Source organism: Clostridium sp. DMHC 10 (genome assembly GCF_001270375.1).
GTDB lineage: Bacteria > Bacillota > Clostridia > Clostridiales > Clostridiaceae > Clostridium_S > Clostridium_S guangxiense.
In genome coordinates this window covers 2,374,880-2,398,077 of record NZ_LGVB01000015.1, presented here as the reverse complement: position 1 = coordinate 2,398,077, position 23,198 = coordinate 2,374,880, and the positions used below count along the sequence as shown (strand labels likewise).

General features: G+C 30.2%; 25 protein-coding genes, 1 pseudogene and 1 riboswitch. Of the genes and pseudogenes, 17 read left to right on the top strand and 9 right to left on the bottom strand.

Annotated elements, in window-relative coordinates:
* The first annotated feature begins 71 nt into the window (after positions 1 to 71).
* The 4 genes from AGR56_RS13610 (at position 72) to gpmA (ending at position 4,608) form a co-directional block, all read left to right on the top strand.
* A complete protein-coding gene (locus AGR56_RS13610) occupies positions 72 to 1,946 on the top strand; it encodes an SNF2-related protein (protein ID WP_278279705.1) in 1,875 nt (624 codons plus the stop codon).
* Position 1,947: 1 nt separating this feature from the next.
* A complete protein-coding gene (locus AGR56_RS13605) occupies positions 1,948 to 2,364 on the top strand; it encodes a C-terminal helicase domain-containing protein (protein WP_053242685.1) in 417 nt (138 codons plus the stop codon).
* Positions 2,365 to 2,467: 103 nt separating this feature from the next.
* Complete coding sequence (locus tag AGR56_RS13600) at positions 2,468 to 3,676, top strand: M20 family metallopeptidase (RefSeq protein WP_053242684.1); 1,209 nt, start codon at positions 2,468 to 2,470, stop codon at positions 3,674 to 3,676.
* Positions 3,677 to 3,876: 200 nt separating this feature from the next.
* Positions 3,877 to 4,608 carry a 2,3-diphosphoglycerate-dependent phosphoglycerate mutase gene (gpmA, locus tag AGR56_RS13595; protein ID WP_053242683.1) on the top strand — a complete coding sequence of 244 codons (732 nt, stop codon included), beginning with the start codon at positions 3,877 to 3,879 and terminating at the stop codon, positions 4,606 to 4,608.
* Positions 4,609 to 4,615: 7 nt separating this feature from the next.
* On the opposite strand, the gene AGR56_RS20380 is transcribed toward gpmA, so the two are convergent.
* The 5 genes from AGR56_RS20380 to AGR56_RS13585 form a co-directional block, all read right to left on the bottom strand.
* The gene (locus AGR56_RS20380; protein WP_157055772.1) at positions 4,616 to 4,768 is read right to left on the bottom strand and encodes a hypothetical protein; all 153 of its coding nucleotides are present in this window, start codon (positions 4,766 to 4,768) and stop codon (positions 4,616 to 4,618) included.
* Positions 4,769 to 4,973: 205 nt separating this feature from the next.
* Positions 4,974 to 5,171: a hypothetical protein gene (locus tag AGR56_RS22055; protein WP_242851455.1), complete on the bottom strand. Its 198-nt coding sequence runs from the start codon at positions 5,169 to 5,171 to the stop codon at positions 4,974 to 4,976.
* A 229-nt stretch (positions 5,172 to 5,400) separates the two neighbouring features.
* Positions 5,401 to 5,880 carry a hypothetical protein gene (locus AGR56_RS22050; protein WP_242851454.1) on the bottom strand — a complete coding sequence of 160 codons (480 nt, stop codon included), beginning with the start codon at positions 5,878 to 5,880 and terminating at the stop codon, positions 5,401 to 5,403.
* Positions 5,881 to 6,035: 155 nt separating this feature from the next.
* Positions 6,036 to 6,452, bottom strand: coding sequence for a hypothetical protein (locus AGR56_RS22045; protein ID WP_242851453.1), 417 nt, complete (start codon positions 6,450 to 6,452; stop codon positions 6,036 to 6,038).
* 30 nt (positions 6,453 to 6,482) lie between these two features.
* Positions 6,483 to 7,475 carry a glycosyltransferase family 2 protein gene (locus AGR56_RS13585; RefSeq protein WP_053242682.1) on the bottom strand — a complete coding sequence of 331 codons (993 nt, stop codon included), beginning with the start codon at positions 7,473 to 7,475 and terminating at the stop codon, positions 6,483 to 6,485.
* A 400-nt stretch (positions 7,476 to 7,875) separates the two neighbouring features.
* On the opposite strand from AGR56_RS13585, the gene AGR56_RS22040 reads away from it, so the two are divergent.
* The 7 genes from AGR56_RS22040 to AGR56_RS23490 all read left to right on the top strand — a co-directional run bounded on the left by AGR56_RS22040 (position 7,876) and on the right by AGR56_RS23490 (position 12,369).
* On the top strand, positions 7,876 to 8,517 hold the full coding sequence (locus AGR56_RS22040) for a LacI family DNA-binding transcriptional regulator (protein WP_242851452.1): 642 nt from the start codon (positions 7,876 to 7,878) through the stop codon (positions 8,515 to 8,517).
* A gap of 71 nt (positions 8,518 to 8,588) precedes the next feature.
* Positions 8,589 to 8,882, top strand: coding sequence for a substrate-binding domain-containing protein (locus tag AGR56_RS22035; RefSeq protein ID WP_242851451.1), 294 nt, complete (start codon positions 8,589 to 8,591; stop codon positions 8,880 to 8,882).
* Positions 8,879 to 9,475, top strand: coding sequence for an ABC transporter transmembrane domain-containing protein (locus AGR56_RS22905; protein ID WP_278279640.1), 597 nt, complete (start codon positions 8,879 to 8,881; stop codon positions 9,473 to 9,475). The genes AGR56_RS22035 and AGR56_RS22905 overlap by 4 nt, the downstream gene beginning before the upstream one ends.
* Entirely contained in the window at positions 9,429 to 9,929 is a 501-nt protein-coding gene (locus AGR56_RS22900; RefSeq protein WP_347460542.1) for an ABC transporter transmembrane domain-containing protein, read from the top strand. The genes AGR56_RS22905 and AGR56_RS22900 overlap by 47 nt, the downstream gene beginning before the upstream one ends.
* Positions 9,930 to 9,945: 16 nt before the next feature.
* Entirely contained in the window at positions 9,946 to 10,632 is a 687-nt protein-coding gene (locus AGR56_RS22025) for an ATP-binding cassette domain-containing protein (protein ID WP_347460541.1), read from the top strand.
* Positions 10,577 to 11,824 carry an ABC transporter transmembrane domain-containing protein gene (locus AGR56_RS13570; RefSeq protein ID WP_347460482.1) on the top strand — a complete coding sequence of 416 codons (1,248 nt, stop codon included), beginning with the start codon at positions 10,577 to 10,579 and terminating at the stop codon, positions 11,822 to 11,824. The genes AGR56_RS22025 and AGR56_RS13570 overlap by 56 nt, the downstream gene beginning before the upstream one ends.
* On the top strand, positions 11,818 to 12,369 hold the full coding sequence (locus AGR56_RS23490) for an ATP-binding cassette domain-containing protein (protein WP_347460540.1): 552 nt from the start codon (positions 11,818 to 11,820) through the stop codon (positions 12,367 to 12,369). The genes AGR56_RS13570 and AGR56_RS23490 overlap by 7 nt, the downstream gene beginning before the upstream one ends.
* A 160-nt stretch (positions 12,370 to 12,529) precedes the next feature.
* Here the strand turns inward: AGR56_RS23490 and AGR56_RS13565 are convergent, their stop codons facing one another.
* Entirely contained in the window at positions 12,530 to 13,402 is an 873-nt protein-coding gene (locus tag AGR56_RS13565; protein ID WP_053242681.1) for a DUF1002 domain-containing protein, read from the bottom strand.
* Between the two features lie 53 nt (positions 13,403 to 13,455).
* On the bottom strand, positions 13,456 to 14,226 hold the full coding sequence (locus tag AGR56_RS13560; RefSeq protein WP_053242680.1) for a YdcF family protein: 771 nt from the start codon (positions 14,224 to 14,226) through the stop codon (positions 13,456 to 13,458).
* A 120-nt stretch (positions 14,227 to 14,346) separates the two neighbouring features.
* On the opposite strand from AGR56_RS13560, the gene AGR56_RS13555 reads away from it, so the two are divergent.
* The 5 genes from AGR56_RS13555 to AGR56_RS13540 all read left to right on the top strand — a co-directional run bounded on the left by AGR56_RS13555 (position 14,347) and on the right by AGR56_RS13540 (position 19,317).
* A complete protein-coding gene (locus AGR56_RS13555; protein ID WP_053242679.1) occupies positions 14,347 to 15,033 on the top strand; it encodes a response regulator transcription factor in 687 nt (228 codons plus the stop codon).
* Positions 15,033 to 16,499, top strand: coding sequence for a HAMP domain-containing sensor histidine kinase (locus AGR56_RS13550; protein WP_053242678.1), 1,467 nt, complete (start codon positions 15,033 to 15,035; stop codon positions 16,497 to 16,499). Before AGR56_RS13555 ends, AGR56_RS13550 begins: the two co-directional genes overlap by 1 nt.
* Positions 16,500 to 16,720: 221 nt before the next feature.
* The gene (locus AGR56_RS22895; protein WP_278279639.1) at positions 16,721 to 16,969 is read left to right on the top strand and encodes an FAD:protein FMN transferase; all 249 of its coding nucleotides are present in this window, start codon (positions 16,721 to 16,723) and stop codon (positions 16,967 to 16,969) included.
* Between the two features lie 19 nt (positions 16,970 to 16,988).
* Positions 16,989 to 17,744 (top strand): FAD:protein FMN transferase, encoded by a 756-nt coding sequence (locus AGR56_RS13545; RefSeq protein WP_278279703.1) that lies wholly within the window; start codon positions 16,989 to 16,991, stop codon positions 17,742 to 17,744.
* The gene (locus AGR56_RS13540) at positions 17,734 to 19,317 is read left to right on the top strand and encodes an FMN-binding protein (RefSeq protein ID WP_053242677.1); all 1,584 of its coding nucleotides are present in this window, start codon (positions 17,734 to 17,736) and stop codon (positions 19,315 to 19,317) included. The genes AGR56_RS13545 and AGR56_RS13540 overlap by 11 nt, the downstream gene beginning before the upstream one ends.
* Positions 19,318 to 19,428: 111 nt before the next feature.
* On the opposite strand, the gene AGR56_RS20375 is transcribed toward AGR56_RS13540, so the two are convergent.
* Both AGR56_RS20375 and AGR56_RS20370 read right to left on the bottom strand, forming a co-directional pair.
* The gene (locus AGR56_RS20375; RefSeq protein WP_347460539.1) at positions 19,429 to 19,959 is read right to left on the bottom strand and encodes a methyl-accepting chemotaxis protein; all 531 of its coding nucleotides are present in this window, start codon (positions 19,957 to 19,959) and stop codon (positions 19,429 to 19,431) included.
* A 65-nt stretch (positions 19,960 to 20,024) separates the two neighbouring features.
* Positions 20,025 to 21,122 carry a methyl-accepting chemotaxis protein gene (locus tag AGR56_RS20370; protein WP_157055770.1) on the bottom strand — a complete coding sequence of 366 codons (1,098 nt, stop codon included), beginning with the start codon at positions 21,120 to 21,122 and terminating at the stop codon, positions 20,025 to 20,027.
* A gap of 320 nt (positions 21,123 to 21,442) precedes the next feature.
* Positions 21,443 to 21,529: riboswitch (glycine riboswitch) on the top strand.
* 116 nt (positions 21,530 to 21,645) lie between these two features.
* On the opposite strand from AGR56_RS20370, the pseudogene AGR56_RS13530 reads away from it, so the two are divergent.
* A pseudogene (locus AGR56_RS13530) lies at positions 21,646 to 23,020 on the top strand (sodium:alanine symporter family protein).
* Positions 23,021 to 23,198: the final 178 nt, after the last annotated feature.

Sequence of the window (23,198 nt, the reverse complement as noted above, 5' to 3'; positions counted from 1 at the left end):
TGAACGACCCAGTTACATGTTAAAGCAAACTTACCGTTAGTTTTACTTTAAAAAACTGAAAATGATTTTTTATACTAACTACTCATAAAAAATTGCCTATACCCCTAACTAAAGATAAATCAGTATACTTTTTTAATGATAAACTATATTTACCTTCAAAAGAGCAGCTTTCAAGATACAATCCCCTATATGATAAATTTAAGTTAAAAGGAAAAATTGTATATAACAAAACATTAAAAAATTACAATGCTCTAATGTTTTTATTAAACAACATATCCAATGACATTACCCTTACTGAAGGCGTTAAAAGTTTTGCCTCAAGTACACTGAACTTTAAATTTTTCATTTACAAGGCTGAAGAAAACATTTATTGTAAGGCTTATGGAAATTATAATGATACGAGTGTAAATATATTAGATAAAAGTGCTAGCAAAATAAGTTCCATAAGAAATTTTAATGAAGAGACAAAGCTTATTATGAAACTTGAACACTATAATTTTATAAGGCATGGAGAAGAATTCTTTTTTAATGGCGACTATGAAGATTTTTTAAATATTTTATCAAAGAAAAATCAAGGCATATACAAGCTTGGTAGTATATCTCTAGGTAATGGCCTTAGCAATTTACAAATATATAGCAGCGCAGATATTAACGTAAATTTATACGAAAAAAATGATGCGTTTAATTTAGATTATGGAATTGGTGATATAAAAGCACCTGAATTCTCAAATATGCTTAAAGCTTATAAGTGCAATGAAAAATTTTACTTAAGTAAAGATAATAAATTAATTGATCTTGAAGACCCTAAAATAAAAGAGTTTATTACACTTATCGATTTTTTAAGTGCAGATGATAATCTATGTATAGAGAAAGACAAAACAATGTTTGCAGCAGAAGCTTTTGAAAAACTAAATATACGAAATTTTAAAGGCAGAGAACTTTTAAAAAATATAGAAAACAACCTAAATGGTTTAAATTATGATAAAATTTCTCTTCCAAATAATTTAAAAGCCTCACTTAGGGATTATCAAATTAGTGGCTTTAGGTGGTTTAAAAATTTAAGTAAGCTTGGTCTTGGTGGTATTCTTGCTGATGAAATGGGACTTGGAAAAACAGTACAAACTATAGCTTTTATTTTATCAGAGCTAGGAAAGATATCACTAATAATTGTTCCAACTTCCCTTCTTTATAATTGGAAAGCAGAAATAAATAAATTTGCGCCAATATTAAAAGTTGGAATTGCACATGGTACCAGTTTCAATTATGAAACTTTGCATAAATATGACGTAATTTTAACTACTTATGGTACTCTAAGAAATAATATTGAAAATTTTAAACATATAAAATTTGATTACTGCATTATTGATGAGGCCCAAAATATAAAAAATTCATCTGCTCAAATAACTACTTCTGTCAAAAAAATTAATGCAAAAATAAAATTTGCACTTACAGGAACCCCTATTGAAAATAATTTATCTGAGCTTTGGTCAATATTTGATTTCATAATGCCTGACTATTTATATTCCAAAGAGATTTTCGACAAAAAGTTGGCTTATGATTTCGAAAGAAACTTTGAAAACTTAAAGCTTCTAATAAAACCTTTTATTTTAAGAAGAACTAAAAAAGAAGTTATAAAGGACCTACCTGATAAAATAGAAGAGAAAATTCTTGTAGAAATGACACCAATGCAAAAATTAATATACAACTCTTATATTAAAACTGTTAGAGACAAATTAAAAAACGCCACTAATAAAAATACAGAAATTTTCTCATATCTAATAAAGCTGAGACAAATATGTTTAGATCCATCCCTCGTACTTACAGATTACACGGGCGGCAGTGGTAAATTTAAAATAGTAATTGAACTATTAGAAGAACAAATAGCTTCTAATAACAAAGTTCTGTTATTCTCTCAGTTTACCTCTGTAACTAAAAAAAATAAGTGAATTGTTTAAAGAGAAAGGCATTGAATATCTTTATTTAGATGGATCTATTCCTCCAAAAGAAAGAATCAACCTGACACAGAAATTTAATACTTCAAGTAAACCAATTGTTTTTTTAATATCACTAAAAGCTGGAGGTACAGGTTTAAATTTAACTGCTGCAAGTTCAGTTATTCACTTTGACCCTTGGTGGAACCCCGCTGTGGAAAATCAAGCAACCGATAGAGCACATAGAATTGGTCAAAAAAATGTGGTTCATGTAATTAAATTAGTAGCAAGGGAAACTATAGAAGAAAAGATTGTTTTACTTCAAGAAAGCAAAAAGGAATTAATAGAAAGTGTTATAAATGGAGATTTGAAAAACAGCGATGCAATAAATAAGCTTACAAAGGAAGAAATGCTTGAACTTTTCAGTAGATAATTTATGTGAAAAATTATATTGACAAATCATGCAACTTTACGCTACCATATGTTTAAAAGTTATAATATATTTTTGATAATTTGTTAACCAAGGAGGATTACTAATGAGTAACTTACTAGAAGAAGCTAAAGAACTTCAAAACTTATTAATTGAACACAGAAGGTATATACATGAAAATGCAGAAATTGATATGGACCTTCCAATCACTACAAAATATGTAATGGACAAGCTAACTGAAATGGGCTATGAACCAAAGGAAATTTGCAAATCTGGAATAGTAGCTATTGCTGGTGGTAAAAAACCAGGAAAAACATTTTTATTGAGAGCAGATATGGATGCACTCCCAATTGTGGAGGAAACTGATGAACCTTTCAAATCGAAAACAAATTATATGCATGCATGTGGTCATGATTTACATACTGCAATGCTTCTAGGAGCAGCTAAATTATTAAAGAAACACGAAAATGAAATTGAAGGTAAAGTAAAATTAATGTTTCAGCCAGCCGAAGAACCTATAAAAGGTGCTCAAGCAATGCTTAAAGCTGGAGTACTTGAAAATCCAAAAGTAGATGCTGCAATGATGATTCATGTTGCCACAGGAACTCCATTTCCTTCAGGTCTTTTAGTGGTACGCCATGCTGGCATCATATCATCTGCTTCAGATTGGTTCACAATAAGAGTAAAGGGAAAAGGTGGTCATAGTTCTTCACCTAATCTAACTATAGACCCTTTGAACGTCATTTCCCATATATTTATAGCACTTGAAAGTATAAACGCAAGAGAGCTTGCACCGGCAGACAATGCTGCCATTACAGTTGGACAAATACATGGAGGAAATACTTCTAATGTTATTCCTGATACTGCATTCTTAAGTGGAACTATAAGAACTTTCAACAACGAAACAAGAACTTTTATAAAAAGACGTCTTGAAGAAATAGCAACTTCTGTAGCAAAAACTTTTAGAGCAGAGGCTATAGTTGAGTATTCGTGCTGTTGTCCTTCCTTGATAAATGACGCAAATATTGTTGAAAATTTTAAAGATTATACTTCTTCTCTTATTGGAGATGACAGGATAATAGATGCAGATAAAGCTGAAAATGGAGCATATGCTACAATGACAGGTTCTGAAGATTTTGGATATGTAACAGAACTTATCCCAAGTATAATGGTAGGATTAACTACCGGTTCAACAACTGACGGATACATTTATCCTCATCATCATCCTAAAACTCAATTTGATGAAAGTCCATTATACATAGGCTCAGCCACTTATGCAAACATGGCAATGAAGTGGTTAGAAAACGCGAAGTAACAATGCTTCGTCACGTTAAAAAAATCCTATAAGTCTAAGGTTCAGAAATCATAAAATACATTACTCCAATAATTGGACTTTGTTCAATTATATTCTAAGTATATTATGAGGCTATTAAGTTCTTGTAAAAACTTATGAATAATTAGCATAAACTTTTCTAATAATATCCTTATGTAAATAAAACAAAGGATGGTGAAATAATGACAAAACTTGTTTTAGTACGTCACGGTCAAAGCGAATGGAATAAAGAAAACAAATTTACAGGATGGACAGATGTAGATTTATCAGTAGATGGCGCCACAGAAGCGTATCAAGCCGGTAAAATATTAAAAAGTAATAATTTAACTTTTGATGTTGCATTCACTTCTGTATTAAAAAGAGCTATAAGAACACTACAAATAATACTGTATGAAATGGATCTTCTATGGATACCAGTTTATAAGTCATGGAAATTAAACGAGAGACATTATGGTGCTCTTCAAGGCTTAAATAAAGATGAAACACGACAAAAATATGGAGAAGATCAGGTTTACAAGTGGAGAAGGTTTGTAGAAGTTAGACCACCTGCTCTTGACATAAATGATAAAAGATATCCAGGTAATGAATATAAATATCATGATTTAAAAAAGGAAGAAATTCCTCTTACAGAAAATTTGGACGATACCCAAGAAAGAGTTCTTGACTATTGGAATGAATACATTGTGCCTAATATAAAAGCCAATAAAAAAGTTATAATCTCAGCTCACGGAAATACCCTAAGGGCACTTGTAAGGTATTTAGATAACATACCAGGAGATGGCATAGCAAGCCTTAACATTCCTACTGGAATTCCACTGATATATGAGCTTGATGACAACTTAAAACCAATTACACATTATTATATAGGAATAGATGGAAAATTAGATAATACTAAAATCCCAAAAACCATTTAAAATCAATTTATATCCTTTTAAGTAAAACTCCATATTTTACAGGTGATGTAACTAAATTTTCTATACTATTGCTCATAATTTTATCTATTAAAATTGCACCTAATAAAATTATTATTGGAATGGCAATTCTTATAAACATCATCTTGTCCCTTTCTCTCATTTTTCCCCCTCCAATTCGTTATTTTATTTTAATTTTAGGCTATGTTTTAAATAAATGTTTACCCCACCAAAGCTTAAATCACAGCTTAATTTTAAATCAAATAGTATAATATGTAAATATATAATTGTAATCAATTTTTATTTAATTTGTAATATAATTGTAATAAAAAAGCTCAGCATCTGCTGAGTTTTTTATTCATCTAATGTTATCCTCTATTAATTTTAAGTTTCACATAGCAAAATGCCTTTAAAATAACATGTATGCACCACAATAAAGCAGCACCAAACATAATATCATAGGATAAATTAAGCAGAAATAAATGCTTGCTAAAATCACCATATCCAGCTCCTATAACTGGCAAAATGAACTGAGATGATCCAGACACAAGAATAAATATAAGCATTAAATTTAAAAGTTTTATGTCCGTTTCTTTGCTCTTTATAAAATATAGAAACGAAATTATAAAGTATACTATAGAAAATACTATATAAACATAAACATTATGATGAAGATTGGGCAATTTATCTATAAGCTCAATTCTAAAATTATTAACTTTTTTTCAGGATAAAATTGATTTTTTGCAAAAATTAAACCTTTTAGGCTTACCAAATACATAGGCACTATGAGCTGCATCATTTTATTTTTTGCCACATTCTATCAGGATTATTTAAATAAAACCCAAGTATTTTCCAATTAGAAATATTGGGATAAAATTCTTTCATCATAGTTTTACCCAACGGATCAAGTCCTTTATTCTTATTATAGAAAGAATGTCCATCAAAAACGACTAACTTTTCATTTAACCCAAGTTCCTTTAAATCTCTTTCTGGTGTTTTAGACCCTCTGAGAACCCCTATAAAAACAGACTGAAATAAATTATTCTCCTTAATTGTGTCTGTTAATGAAAAATATGAAATAGAACAAACTATAAATACCACCAAGGATCCTATAAGAATAGTTCGTCTATAGCCTAATGCTTTATAATAAAAATACAAGAATCCGTATATAATAAGCATAAAAATAAATAACGGTAAATTTTGTGATTTAGCGGTTAAAAATGCACCCGAAGCTATAAAAAAATACATAAAATCTCTCATTTTAGGTTTTTCCATAGTTATCAAATGCAAATAAGTACCTATGTTAAGAAAGAAAAAAACTATTGTACCTGCTTCTCCGTAAAAGAATTGAAGTATTCAATATAGCATGTACTAGTAAAAATAAAATAATACAAATTCCTGCTGCAAGCTTGGTGATTTTAGTTAATCTTTTATATCTTAGTATAAAAAAAAACTCCTGCTAAAAATATTGTAGAATAGATAACTGCTAAATATCTAATATCAAATAAATTTGATTTAAACCCACTCATAACTAATGAAAGCACTACTGCTATCTTTACAGGTATTGCCACAGAAACCCAATCCCAGTAAACTGGCAAAATTACACCTGGATCTTTTATTAAATATTTAATGTGCATAAACCCATCATAAGTTTCTTTATAACTTTTACCTATCTCACTTACTCCTCCATAAGTCATAAGCCTATCAAAATCACCATTGTTCATTTTACCAATTATGGGATAAATAAATAACGTATTTAACAATATGACTCCTATTATAGTTAAAATTATCGCTTCAATTAAGTAATTGTTTTTTATATAATTTAATTTTTTTAATATTAACTTCATTAACTAAATATCCTTTCAACATAAAGTTCTTTATGACACTTCGTTATCTTTCAACGGTTCTTCATCTTTGTATTTCTTTATTTTATCTTTGCAGCTTACCTTACTATCTATTATATACATTGGTCTACTCTTAGTTTCATCTGAAATTCTTCCTATATATTCCCCCATAATTCCAATGCTAATAAATATTAATCCAAACATAATAAGGTTAATCGACATTATTAAACCTAAACTTAAGATGGCTATATTCAAATATATATGTTTTATTAAAACATAAGCAGTAGAAATCAATCCGATGAAAAATATGATTCCTCCTAAACCACTCATAATTGTAATTGGAGCATATGAAAAAGCTGTCATACCATCAAAAGCCAACTTAATCATTTTCTTTAATGGGTATTTAGTTTCTCCAGCAAATCTTTCCTGACGTGTAAATTCAACAAAAGTCTGCTTATACCCAACCCAGCTTACGAGGCCCCTCACATATCTATTTTTCTCTGGCAGAGAATTTAGTGCATCACAAACCTTTCTATCTATGAGCCTAAAATCTCCTGTATCTACAGGTATATCTATACTCGTCATTTTCTTAAGCAATCTATAAAATACCATTGCTGTAAATTTCTTTAATAATTTTTCCCCATTTCTCTTTGTTCTTTTACCGTATACAACCTCATATCCCTGTTTCCACTTTTCAAGCATTTGTAGTATAACCTCAGGCGGATCTTGCAAATCTGCATCAATTACTATAATTGCCTCTCCCACAGCTTCATTCATACCTGCTGTTATAGCTGCCTGGTGACCAAAATTTCGAGAGAAATTAATGAGTTTTATACACCCATCTTTTCTGCATATGTCCTCTGCCATATACTTTGTTTTGTCTATACTTCCATCATTTATGAATATAATCTCATAATTATCCTTAGTACATTCCATTACTCTCTTTAATCTTCTGTAACTTTCCTCAATTACAGCTTCTTCATTATATAAGGGTACTATAACCGAGCATATTATTTTACTTTTCATATAATTCTCCCTTTACTGCTTTGTAATTATAGAGCAATCCCGTTAATATTAATTAAAATTTACTTTTCTTTATATTAGATATATTAGACGCCAAAAAAGTTTCACTGCATATGATATCAATATATGAAATTGATTATAGTTACACTATTACTATATTATATCCATATAATGTATTTTAAAGCATAAACATTAATATTTACCTATGAAAATCATTAATATTTTTTTAATTTTTAGCTTTATTTTAAATAAATATTAATAAGCCTACACCATTAATATCAACATCTTTTTAATTATCGCCATTTTTAACGTTTATATTTTAATTATTTTTAACGTTGAATTTAAGCACTTAGAAAGTTATAATTAACATATAATTTTAATATAGAAGGAGGCATATAACGTATTGAAACATAAAAAAACAACTATTTCTGATATAGCCAAAATCATGAATGTATCTTCAATCACAGTTAGTAGAGCATTACGAGGCGAAGATGGTGTAAGTAAAGAACTTAGAGATAAAATAATTTTTAAAGCTAAAGATTTAGGTTACTCTAAGACAAAAAATAACGTTAATATTTTAATTCTTCATGAAAAAACAAATTTGCAAGATAACCCTAACTTTAATTTTACGCTACAATGTATAGAAACAGAACTTCAAAATAGAGGTGCTGAGTATAGTATAGAATTTGTATCAAAAGATAAACAAAGCAAAAAAGAAATCCCATGTAAAATTTTAAAAGGAAATATTTTTGATGGAGTACTATTTATAGGGAGATTCAGTGAAGATTATATAACCTTTTTAAAAACAAAAATAGAATATCAATCTTTATATGCAGGCTATTCACCTTCCCTAGATTGTGATACTGTTAGATTTAATGCCATCAATGCTGCCTACAAACAATGCAAATATTTACTTAGCAATGGACACAGGCGCATAGGTTTTGTTGGAAATTTATCTTCCTACATATTAGGTGAAAAAATGCTAGGAATGAAAGCCGCTATGAATAAATATGACCTTCAAATAAATATGGATTTTTTTTCATAGATAGAAAAGCTAACGATCTAGAGAAAAACTTACTAAAAGTTCTAAACTTAAAAAATAGACCTACAGCAATTATGTGCCAAGGAGATTTAATTGCACTAAAAATAATAAAGCTTCTTCATGAAAATAATTTTAAGGTTCCAGAGGATATTTCTATAATAGGTATTGGTAATCAAGAAATATCTTCCCTATCAATACCTGCACTTACAACTATAGACATTAACATAGAACATTCCTGTTACACTGTTGTAGATTTACTCATAAAAAGAATTAATAATCCTCAAAAACCCTATGAAAGCATAACCACAAATGGATTTTTGATTGAAAGGGACTCTGTAAAAAACCTTACAAAAGGAGATTCCATATGAAAGAAAATATAATAATTGATTTCTTTAAAAAGAACAAACTTAGATATTCCATAGGTTTAATATTTATGATTGCTTCCTCCTACATACAAACTTTATTTCCAAAAATACTTGGGGATACTATAGATATTTTGAAAAACAGAAATTTTAAAAACAGCATGGTTAACTTTAATATCACCTACATGGTTTTAATTGCCTTTTCAACTTTTGTATGCACTTTTATATGGAGAAACATGGTTATGGGCGGCGGAAGAAAGCTTGAAAATAATATAAGAGAAAAACTTTTTGATCACTTTTCAAAAAAATTGTCACCAGAATTTTATAATAATGAAAAAACAGGCAACCTTATAGCCTATGCCATAAATGATATTTCTGCTGTAAGAATGACTTTTGGTCCAGCAACAGCTATGTCAATAAATGGTCTTGTAATATGCATTTCTTCAATTTATTCTATGATAACTAGTATAAGTTTTAAACTAACTATAATGTGCCTTGCTCCTATACCTTTTATAATAATTATGATGCTCAAAATAGGAAAAATGGTTCAACATAGATTTAGAAAGGTTCAAGAAAATTTTTGCAAACATATCAGATAGGGTACAAGAAAACATAAATGGAATAAGAGTTATAAAAGCATATGTTCAAGAAGAAAAAGAAGTAAAAAACTTTGAAGAACTTAACGACAAAATGATGGATTCAAATTTAAAACTGGTTAGAATTTCATCTTCACTTTCGCCAATAATTGAGCTATGTTTCAGTATAAGCTTTGTTTTCAATTTAATCATAGGAGGAAATATGGTTTTAAAGGGACAAGCTTCTCTTGGAGATTTTGTCGCTTTTAATACATATATATCCATGATTATGGCGCCTGTAATATCTATTGGTCGTGTAATTATTGTTTTTCAAAGAGGAATGGCTTCCCTAAAGAGATTAAATAAAATATTTAAAGTGGAACCCGCTGTAACTAATGGAAAGGCCATGATTGAAAAAGACATTGAAGGAAATATTGAACTTAAAAATCTAACATTTTTCTTATCCGGGCTCCGATAAAAAAGTTTTAAACAATATAAGCTTAATCATAAAAAAGGGTTCTACCATTGGCATAATTGGTAAAACCGGGTCTGGAAAAACAACTTTAACAAATTTGCTTTTAAAACTTTATAACGTAGAAAATGGCACAATACTTTTTGATGGCACTGATATAAATGACTACACACTTAATTCCATAAGAAGCAGCATTGGTTATGTTCCTCAAGACAACTTTCTATTTTCCGCAAGTATAAAAGAAAACATTAGCTTTTTTAACGATATATATAAAGATGAAGAAATTGAGAATTCAGCTAAAGCAGCATGTATATATAAAAGCATAATGGATTTTCCAAACGAGTTTAATACAGTTCTTGGTGAAAGAGGAGTAAATATTTCTGGAGGTCAAAAGCAAAGAGTATCTATTGCCAGAGCTATAATAAAAAATCCTTCAATTCTAATACTAGATGATTCTCTCTCAGCTGTAGATGCTGTAACTGAAACTAAAATATTAAGTAATTTAAAGGATATAAGAAAAGATAAAACAGCAATTATAATTACCCATAGACTTTCTGCTGTTAAAGATGCGGATGAAATAATAGTTTTAGATGAGGGACACATAGCAGAAAATGGCACTCATGATGAGCTTTTAAGCAAAGGAGGTATATACTATGGCATTTACAAAGAGCAATTCAAAGCTGAAAAATCAAAACCAGAAACCTATTAAAATCAAAAGCTTTAAAAGGCTTTTAAAACTTACACTACCATATACAAAAAAAATTGTACTTGCCGCCATTTGTGTACTTTTAGTAAATGCTGCTGACTTACTTAAACCTTATATATTAAAAATAGTAATAGATGACTTCTTAGTGGCTAAAAAGCCTCAAATTGGATTGTATTCTATAACTTCAATGGGAATTTTATATTTTTTAATAGTAGCCCTCGGTGGATTTTTTGCAATAAGTGAGGCTAACTTAATAAATAAAGCTGCACAGATGATTATGAAAACCCTAAGGAGCAGTGTATTTAAAACAATACAGCTTCTTCCCCTATCCTACCTTGATAAAACCTCTTCTGGAAGACTTATAACGAGAGCAACAAACGATGTAGAAGCTTTAAGCGAAATGTATACAGATGTAATAATAAGCTTATTTCAAGATATATTTCTTTTAATAGGAATTGTATATGCAATGCTTTCAATGAACGTAAAATTATCTCTTGTATCTTTTTCAGTAATACCTATTATGCTTTTTATAATATTTGCCTTAAGAACTAAAGTGAAAAAAAATTTTAAGGTGATGAAAACTCTAATTGGAAAGATAAACGGTTTTATGGCCGAAAACATATCTGGAATGAGACTTGTTCAAATTTTTAGAGGTGAAAAAGAGAAAAAAGAAGAATTTTTAAAACTTAACAATGAATACTTTGATGCAACTTTATTTCAAGTTTTCCTTAATAGCTTTTTAAAACCTGCTTCAAATGTATTTCAAAATCTTTCAATAGCAATTATCATTTGGTACGGCATGAGTAAAATTGCAAATGGCACTCTTCAAATTGGAGTTTTGTATGCATTTACAACATATATAAGGCAGTTTTTTGATCCTGTTTCAGATCTTGCAGACAGTTACACTACAATACAATCTGCTTTAGTATCCGCCGATAGAATTTTTGAACTTCTAGACCAAAAACCTATTCTCGAAAAACTTCATGATGGAATTCCTATGAAACGCATGAAAGGAAAAGTAGAATTTAAAAACGTATGGTTTTCATACAATGGCACAGACTGGATACTTAAAAACTTAAGCTTCACCATAAACAAAGGTGAAACTGCTGCCTTTGTAGGCGAAACAGGTGCAGGAAAAACAACTATAATAAGCCTTATAAGTGGATTCTATAAAGTTCAAAAGGTGAAATATTAATTGATGGGATAAATATCAATAATATAAAACTTGAAGATTTAAGAAGAAATGTAGCTGTTGTTCTTCAAGATGTATTTTTATTTTCTGGAGATATTGAAAAAAATATTACTTTAAATGATTCAATAGATAATGCTTTAATAGAAAAAGCTGTAAAAAACTCTTACTCCTCTAAATTTATCGAAAAGATGCCAAACAAAATCCACGAACCTGTTATGGAAAGAGGAAGTACCTTTTCTGCTGGTCAAAGACAGTTATTATCTTTCGCAAGAGCCATAGCACATGATCCTTCTATTTTTGTTTTGGATGAAGCCACTGCAAACATAGATACCCATACTGAAAAACTTATCCAAAGGGCTATAGAAAACATTACAAAGGAGAAGACAACCCTAGTAATAGCACACAGACTTTCAACTATAAGAAATGCTCATAAGATAATAGTTTTAAAGCACGGTGAGATTTTAGAAATGGGAAATCATAACGAACTTATGAAGGAAGACGGCTACTATAAAAAGCTAGTCTACGAAAGCACAAAAGAAACAACATGAATCTTGAAGCAGAGTACAATGAATGTTCCTTAATCTCCTGTTCAATAGAAGCAATACTATTGAGAGGATGATTTAAATAAAAGTCAATAAATTTTAAGATTTAGCCCCTTAGATTTATGACTTTTATTTAACGTCCCGAAATAGTATTACTTCTCTTATTTTATCCAAAGATACTAGAGAAAAAGTTTTTAATTGACTTCCAAGCTTTGCTAAAGAAGCCTTTTGCCTCATCGCTTTTAAGGACTCCCTCTAATTTGTTTGCAACACCATTTAGTTGTCCTTTTATTTTACTATAGTTTAAGTTTAAACCATTTATCTTATCCATTACATCAGTAATTTTGCTAATATCATCTTTGCTTAAATTATAGTTATAATTATTAACCACATTTTGTACTATCTTCTGAGTTTCAGCTTTATCATTAGGCTTTTCTTCAACTACCTCTTTTTTAACTTCATTCATTAAACCAGCAGCTTTATCTTTACCAATTTTTTGTCCAAGATTACCTGTAGTAACCAATTCCTGGTTGGCTGCTTCTTTGCTTGCTTCACTTATCTTGTTTCCACTTTTGCTGCTTTCAAAACCTTTTAATATTCCTGTAAGCGCAGCTGTACCTGATACATTAAATGGCGCCGCTGCTACAACATTTGCATTTTGTATTCCTGCTGTAATAAGAGCATTTTTTATCATATTTGCATTAACCCAATATATATTATGTGTACTTACATTTAATCCACCGCTGCTAGTAGGATCCACGTATGAGCATGATATAGATTTCGTTCCTATTTGGCTTTTAGAAGCAGTATCTCCTAAATATTTTCTTTCCTCATCTATATTAACTTCTATTACATTTGCATCATCTTTGGTTACTCCAAAGTATTTAAGCATGTCTTCCTTTTGCTGCTCACTTAAATCTCCTCCTAAAGTAACACTTTTATAAGCATCTGCACTAACATTTTTTAAAGGTGCACATACTAAGAAAGATGCTGCTAAAACTCCAACCAATACTTTACTTACAATTGCTTTAAATTTCATAATACCTGTCTCCTTTTCACTATTCATTGCATATATATTATATACTAAAAATATTATCTATCAAATATAAATGATTTTATAACCGCAAAATACTCTCTCACATATGAATTCAGTATAATTCCTGGATGAATAGGCGCAGGTATACCGTATACTTTAAATCCAAACCTTTGTGCAAGCATTTTGGCTCTAAATACGTGAAAATTATTTGTGACTAATGCTATTTCAAAATCACGTTTTCCATATGATCTTTGAAGGATTTGTTTCGTATTTCTCAAGTTTTCCATGGTATTTCTTGACTTGTCCTCTACAATTATTCTTTTTTCACTTATACCTTGTTTAAGTAAAAATTCTTTCATGGCCTCCGCTTCTGGTATATCTTCTCCAGGTCCCTTGCCTCCTGAAACTACAACCTTAATATCAGGATATTCATTTAAGTATTTAAGTCCTTTTTCCATTCTCTGATAAAGTGCTAATGTCATAGTCTTTCCTCTAACTGCCGCTCCAAGTATCACAACAAAATCAGCTTTTTTATTATTTTTTTCAAATGAATTATATATAAGCATAGTTTCAATTGCAATAAATGAAATTAAAAATATTATAATTAATACTCTAAACAGGATCAAAATATTTCTAAACCTCCCTTTTAAAATATTACCTTTAAATTTTAATTTTAAAATTCCAACAGTTATAAAAACAACACCTATTAAAGCAAAAAATGGTGAAAAATTAATCGCAAAACCGAAAGTTATAAAACATCCTATGAAATAAATAATACTTAATATTCCTAATACAATGTAAAATGTCCCCAATTTATTTTTGAACATGCTTTCCACCTCCAAAGCTTAATTTATTTTACCACAAATTAATTTCCAAGTAATGCTTTATTTTATGCTTTAATTTGATAAAATAATATAAAACAATATTTACTTAAAGGAGCAATAAATATGACCTTATTAAATAAAAAAGAAATTAATATATTAGTTGTTGATGATGAAGAAAGTATAGTTGAATTTATAAAAATGGGATTAGAAGATGAAGGTTTCTCTGTTCATACTGCTTATAATGGTATTGAGGCTGTTTCTATGGCTTTAGATATAGATCCAGAGTTAATAATACTAGATGTAATGATGCCTGGCATGAATGGTTACGAGGTATGTTACAAAATAAAAAAATCCATAAAAACCTCAATTATAATGTTAACAGCAAAGGACGATATTGACGATCGTGTTCTTGGACTTAATCTGGGTGCTGATGACTACATGATAAAACCTTTTAGCTTTAAAGAATTACTTGCACGAATTAATGCTAGACTTAGAAATATCTCACCACAATCAATAAGCAAAATTGACATTGGAAATTTCACTATAGATGACGGAGCTCATGAAATAAGTTTTAACAGTGAAGTATTGAATTTATCACCTACAGAGTATAACCTTTTAAAATATTTACTTACTAATAATGGGCTAGTCTTGAGTAAGAGCATTATTCTAGAAAAAGTTTGGGGTTATGATTTTAACGGAGAAGAAAATATTGTTGAAGTTTATATAAGATATCTGAGAGATAAACTTAATGATAAAAATCATAATATTATTCGCACTGTAAGAGGTGTTGGTTATAAGGTGGTTGTATGATGAAAAAAGTAATTAACATGTCTAAACGAAAAAGTTTAAAATATCAGCTTTTAACAAGGATGTTTTTGCTTTTAATACTTTTTCTTATAATAGCAGAAGTATTTCAATATTTTTCTTTAAAGCATTACTTATGTAAAAGCAGGGAACAGGTTTTAGAATCACGTATGCACAATGTATCTCAACTTATGCCGAGGCTGTATTCTAAAAAAGATGTAATAGAAGGCGCTGACGAACTTGTGGAACATACTATTGATATGAATATAACCTCATCTGTTATAGATAATGAAGGAAATATAATAGCTTCTGAAAGTAGATACAAACATGGTATTCCTGCTCCGAGGCTTGCCAAAAATGATTATACAGCTCTAATGCATCAAAAAGGAAACCTAGAGGGGTATACGCTAGTTAAGAATATAAACGGAGAATTAGATTTAGTTATATGGCGAAAAATTGGAGATTTACATTCTAGCTCTGGATTAGTTCAATTAAGTACTGAAGCCGAACCAATTATATCTGTACTTCATAAGCAGCTTTCTACATATATATTTGCATGTCTTATTATTTTAATCTTGGGAGTTATAATAGGCGGCGCAGTATTAAAAAGGACCCTAAAGCCTCTATATAGCATGACCAATACAGTAAAACAAATTACACCACAGGAGCTTAATAAAAGACTTCCTGTAAACAATGAACAATTAGAAATAGATAGTTTGTCCATAGCTTTTAATGGGATGCTTGAACGTATAGAAACATCCTTTAAAAAAGAAACTGCCATAAAGAAAAAAATGCAGCAGTTTATTTCAGATGCTTCTCACGAGCTTAGGACTCCACTCACCTCCATTAGAGGCTTTGTTGAGGTTTTGCTTATGGGTGCCGCTAAAGATGAAAAAAAACTAAATATAGCCTTAAATAGCATTTTAACAGAAAGTGAACGTCTAACAGAACTTGTAAATGAACTTCTAATGTTAACTAGATTAGACAGACAAGTAGGGGTAGATATGTCAAAAGAAAATATGAAAAATATAATAGAAGAAGTTTATCCTCAATTAAAAATACTTTCAAAAAATAGAAAGATAAATCTTAACTTAAATGGAGACATGTACTTTTGGGGAAATAAAAATCAAATAAAGCAAGTAATATTTAACATTGTACAAAATGCTATAAATCATACAGATGAAAAAGAAGGTACCATTACAATTTCACTAGATAAACAAACTAAAGATGCTAAAAATTTTTTGGTACTTAAAATAAATGATAATGGAACAGGAATATCAGAAAGCGACTTAGTAAAAATATTCGATAGATTTTTTAGAAGTGAATCTCACCGCTCAAGACATCACGGCGGCTATGGCCTCGGATTATCAATTGTAAAATCAATAATAGACTCTCATAAAGGCACAATTGATGTAAAAAGCTCCCTTAACAGTGGAACTACATTTTACATATATTTAAATAGACTAATTTAAATTATATTTATAACAAGCCACAAGCCATAGAATGGCTATATTCTATGGCTTCTTATAATGCTTTGCTTTAAATACGTGTTGACTTTGACACTTACTTAAAGCAAAGCCTTTTATAACAATCTGTTTACACTTTTCTAAGCAAATTTTAAGTTAACTCTAAAGTTACTTTAAGCTTAATACCTTACAATTGTATCATAAGTGAAATGGAGGTGAGTTAATTTATGATTATTGAAAAAATAAAAAAATTAATCTCAAAAAATTCAATTGCACAAAATACTTCTTTTTCGAAGCAATTTTATTGTCTTGGAACAATTATATCTCTTACTGCATACGGAGCTTCAGCAGAAATAGCAATAAATAAAGCCCAAGAAAGATTAAATGACATAGATGATAAAATGTCTGTATTTAAACCTAGTAGTGAAATTTCAAAAATAAACTCCTTATCCGGAAAGCAATTTTCAAAAAGTTAGTTTTGATACTTATTTTGTAATAAAAAAAGCTGTACATTTTAGTGAACTTTCTGAAGGAACTTTTGATCCTACAATAAGGCCATTGGTAAAGCTATGGAATATAGGAAAAGATAACTTTAGAATTCCAACTAACTATGAAATTAAAGAAATTTTAAACCTTATAAACTATAAAAATATTATATTTGATGAAAATAGCAGCAGCATAATGCTAAAAAAAGAAGGACAAAGTCTTGATGTTGGCGGTATTGCAAAAGGTTATGCAGCTGATGAAATAAATAAAATATTTAAAAAATATAAAATCAAAAGCGGTATCATTGATTTAGGTGGAAACATCTATGCAGTTGGTCAAAAGCCAAATAAGAAAAATTGGAACATAGGAATTCAAAATCCTATAAGAATAAGAGGCAGTTATGTTGGTATATTAAGCTTATCGCATAAATCTATTGTTACCTCTGGTGGATATGAAAGATACTCTACCGAAAACAATAAAACCTTTCATCACATATTAAACCCCAAAACTGGATACCCAGCTAAAAATGAGCTTGTGAGCACTACAATAATATCAGACAAATCTATAGATGGCGATGGACTATCAACTGGTGTTTACATAATGGGGCTCCAGAAAAGCATCAAACTCATAGAAAACTTAGATGGTGTAGATGCTATATTTATAACCAAGGATAACAAGATATATTTAACTTCAAATATAAAAGACAAATTCAGACTTACTGATACAAACTTTAGTCTACAGGAGGATTACTACTATGAAAAATAAAATTTCTAAATTACAAATTGCTCGTTTTATATCTCAAGTTGCGTTTTTGATTCTACTTCCCGGATTATTTACCTTAAGTTTTAGCCAAGTAGGCAATTTATATTCAGATATAATAAAAGGCGATTTTAACTTAATTGGTTCCCTGCCATACTTAACTACAATGCTTGTAACAATTTCAATTACAATAGTGTTCGGAAGATTTTTCTGCGGTTGGATGTGTGCTTTTGGAACTATGAACGATTTTATATACATCATATCAAGCAAAATATTTAAATTTAAGTTTAAAGTTGATGCAAAAACTGATCGTATCTTAAAAATGCTAAAATATGTAGTTTTAATATTTATTTTAATTTTTGTATGGACACTAGGAAGTAAAACTCTAAATAGCTTTAGTCCATGGAATGCCTTTGCTCAAATAAGTAACTTCAAAAATGCCATATTTGATTATTCCTTAGGCTTTATAATACTTGCTTTAATTGCAGCTGGTGCAATGTTTATTGAAAGATTTTTCTGCAGATATTTATGCCCACTTGGCGGAATATTTTCTCTTGTATCTAGATTTAGATTATTTAAAATCAATAAGCCAAATGAAAAATGTGGAAAGTGCAGATTATGTACAACTAAATGCTCCATGGGAATAGAACTGTACAAAGTAAACAAAGTTACTAGTGGGGAATGCATAAACTGCTTAAAGTGTTTAGATGTATGTCCTCGTAAAAATACTAATATAAGTGTGGCTGATGAAAACTTAAATCCTGCCCTAGCAAGCTCAATTGCAATTGCTGCTTTTGCTGGGATGTATGCTGCAAGTACAACCGCTGCTAATATTGCTATTAAAAATAACAAAGCTTCTATAATTTCTTCATCAAGCACTACAAATAGCAATGCTAAAGGTCAATATAAAGATGGAACTTATACAGGTGAAGGTGTTGGCTTTAAACCCGGAATGCAAGTTTCTGTAACAGTAAAAAATAATAAAATATCAAATATCGAAATAGTATCTACTAATGATACACCTGGATATTTCGACCAAGCTTCAAGTGTTATACCTTCTGAAATAATAAAAGCTCAATCAACTGATGTAGATGCCGTTTCAGGAGCTACTAGAAGCAGTAATGGCATTATGAGTGCTGTAGAAGATGCCTTGAAAAATGCTAAATTGAACTCTACTTCTAATTTAAAAAATTCAAGTTCAACTAAAACTGCTGAAACTGAACAAAATACTAATTCATCAAATACCGCAACCGAAAACAATACTTCCAGCAATAGTTCTTCGAATGGTTCAAGTTCAGATAGCAGCCAAAAAGCATATAAAGATGGAACATATACTGGTGTTGGAAATGGCTTTAGACCAGACTTAAATGTATCAGTAACAATTAAATCTGGCAAAATTACCAATATAGAAATGCTATCCAATAACGAAACTCCTCGTTTCTTCGATGCAGCATCTCAAACAGTACCTCAAGAAATTATAGAAGCTCAATCAACTAATGTAGATGCAGTTTCAGGAGCTACTATGAGCAGTAATGGTATTATGGAAGCAGTACAAAAAGCCTTAGATAAAGCAATCTAGATGAAGTAACAGTATTTTAGAACATTAAAATACTGTTTACTTCACCTAAACTAAAGTCTTTGAATACTGCACAAAAATAGTTACTTAAATTAGTTCAAACCTCGCATATGATTAGATTTGGAACTTCAACACCATTTCGTTTAACTTTTGAGCAAGTTCTGCTTGACCTTGAGATGTTATTGCTACCTGTTCTATAGCTCTTGCAACTTCTTTTATACTTGATCTTATTTCTTCAGTATTCTCAGATGATTTATACTGATCATTTGCAACATTTTGCATAGATTCACTTACCTGACCTATTGTCTCAGTTAGTTCTTGAGCCATTACCGATATCTCATCAGACATTTTGCTTACAAACTCAGCATCTGAATAATATTTATTTCCAATATAATCAAAAGCTTCGAAGGTTTTATTCACATTGTTGTGCATAAACTTTAATATTTCTTCACTATTTGAAGCAAGATTTTTAAATGCTGCGTGAACTTCCTCAATAGTTTCATTAATTCCATTTACTGATTCAGAAGATTGTTCCGCAAGTTTTCTTACCTCTTCAGCCACAACTGAAAAGCCTTTACCATACTCACCAGCTCTTGCTGCCTCAATTGCTGCATTCAACGCAAGCAAATTTGTCTGCTCCGATATTTGTGCAATAGCATCTGCTAAGTTCTTAATATCATTAACTACTTTTCCATCTTCAATTGATTTTATTATATCTTCTCTCTTTTTTCATAAATCTCTCTGCTTTCCTGTATTGTTTTTGCTCCTTCATTTTTTATATTTATAGCTCTTTCCTTTGAATCACTAGAACTTTTACTTCCATCCGCAGATCTAGCTGATAACTGATTTACATTTGCATTTATCTCTTCCACTGCAGCACTTATCTCTTGAGAAGCATTACTTGTCTCACTTGCTAAAGAAGCTATGTCATTTACTGAATTATTTATAGTTTCGGCCTTTGATGACAATTCTTCAGAAGTTGCAGAAAGCTCCTCGCTAGCAGCACTCATATCCTGTGAGTTTAACATAATAGTTTTTATTAGATTTCTTACATTTTCCTGAGCTTTATTAAGCTCCTTACCTGCTTCGCCAAATTCGTCTTTTCTAGTTACTTTTATAGGAGTTGAAAAATTAAAATCTGCTAGCTGCTTAGCGTATTTCCTTATTTTTTCTAAAGCTATATGTATATCTTTAGCAAGAAATAACCCAAGCACAGTTGCAGCTACCATGCTTATAATAATGATAATGATACAAAAAACAACAGATTTTTCGAATTCAGATTGGCTATTATTATAATCTTTCTTTGCTAGTTTAGTATTTAATTCTATTTCATTATCTAGATTTTCAATTATGCTCGATAAATAATCAGAATTTTTTTCAAACTCAACCTGAGCATCATTGTAATCTTTATTTTTCACATAGTCAACGCACTGAACCTTAGTCGTTTTCCATCCGTCAAAATACTGTTCAAATCCTTCGAATAATTTTTTATTTTCATTTGTAATTAAATTTTGCTTATAATATTTTACTAACTGATTATTTTCTTTTTCAAGCGTATCCATATCTTTAATTAGCTTGTCAACCTGATAACCATTATTAGGATCCATAAGCAAAAGCATATCCACCCTAGCTGTCCCAATATTGTTTTTTAGTGCATTAAGTGCATTGCTTCCACTCATATCCGTGTTGTAGATTCTACCTATATTGGAATTAACTTTTTTAACTTGGACAATTCCAAATCCCCCTACAATACAAGTCAAAACAACAACACACATGAAAGATAATAAAATTTTAAGCATTATTTTCATAACTTAGCCCCTATTTTATGTATAATTTATCAAATCAAAATGGAAAGGGCAAAAGCTATAATTTTATTATTATTTTTATTATTATCATACATATACTATTGAAAAATTTTTTGTACATGCATTACAATACTTTTGTACTAATTATAGTAACTTATTTGTAACAAGTATTTTTTACAAATAAAATTTAAATTTTTTTATTTATTTCTAGTTCAGATGAAAATAGTGGGAGAGCGATATATATTATCCACCGAAGAAGTCAATCTTTCAGGTAACCCCTTAAGCAGTTACATTAATTGCTTAAGGATAAGATGACCGCTATTGGATGAATCCTTGGAGAGACTCAAAATGAGCACCGAAGGAGCAAGCCGAAAGGTGAAACTCTCAGGTAAAAGGACAGGGGACGAGTAATTATCTTTACAAAATTTGTTTTTGCAATTATTTAATTTTGTACTATCTCTTCCCATTTAAGTCCCAATCACAACATACTTTAAAGAGCTAATTGCTCAATACATGGAGGGATAAAATGGAACAATTAACGAAACTACTCAATCAGGTTGACTCATTTGTATGGGGAACGCCGCTTCTCGTATTATTAGTTGGAACTGGAATTTATCTTACTATACGTCTTAATTTACTTCAAATTCTCAGATTACCACTAGCATTAAAATACCTTTTCAGCAAGGATAAAGATGATGACGCTGGAGAAGGTGATGTTACTAGCTTTGCAGCCTTATGTACTGCACTTGCTGCAACTATAGGAACCGGAAACATAGTTGGTGTTGCTACTGCAATTAAAGCTGGTGGACCAGGTGCACTTTTTTGGATGTGGATGGCAGCATTCTTTGGAATGGCAACAAAGTATGCTGAAGGTTTACTTGCTGTTAAATACAGAGTAACAGATAAAAATGGTCAAATGTCCGGTGGTCCTATGTATTACATAGAAAGAGGCTTGGGTATAAAATGGCTTGCTAAAGCCTTTGCTTTCTTTGGTATATGTGTAGCCTGCCTCGGAATTGGTACTTTTGCGCAAAATCAATTCCATAACTGAAGCTACACACGTAGCTTATAATGTCCCTATAATAGTAACTTCAATTATAATAACCATTTTAGTTGCACTTGTAACACTTGGAGGAATAAAAAGCATATCGAAAGTTGCAGAACTTGTAGTACCTTTTATGGCAATTTTTTATATAATAGGTTCAATCGTAATTTTAGCATTTAATGCCTCTGCCCTTCCTCACGCTGTGGTTCTAGTTGTAAAAAGTGCATTTACCCCCACTGCTGCTGTTGGAGGATTTTTAGGTGCAACTGTAAAGCAAGCCATTCAAAATGGTGTGGCTAGAGGTGTTTTTTCAAATGAATCTGGTCTTGGAAGCGCTCCTATAGCTGCTGCAGCTGCTAAAACAAAATCTTGTGTCCGCCAAGGTTTAATTTCCATGACAGGTACTTTCTTTGATACTATTGTAATCTGCACTATGACAGGTTTAGTACTGGTATCCACTGGTGCTTGGAATTCAAATTTAAAAGGCGCTGCCATGACAAATTATGCCTTTTCAGTTGGGCTACCTATGCCTACGATTGGTAAATTTATAGTTACAATAGGACTTATTTTCTTTGCCTTTACAACTATAATAGGCTGGAACTACTACGGTGAAAGATGCACAGAATACTTATTTGGTGTAAAAGGTATAATACCATACAGAATTTTATTTATATGCTTAGTAGCTATTGGTGCTTTTTTAAAACTAGAATTAGTTTGGATTCTTGCAGATATAGTTAATGCACTTATGGCAATACCAAATCTTATAGCCCTGTTAGGCTTGAGCGGCGTAATCGTTGCTGAAACCAGAAGCTTTTTCAAGAATTATAAAGCTTCAAAAACTGAAGAAGTTGCCTAAATAAAATCAAAAATAATTTCATATAATTTAAAAGACCATTCAATTTATCTATATAACTAAATAAATTTGAATGGCCCTTTTATGTACTATAAACTATCAATCAAAAATATTGATTATTCTTATTAAAATTATCAATTTTACTAATTTAATCTTATATGATACCATAAATATATAAGAA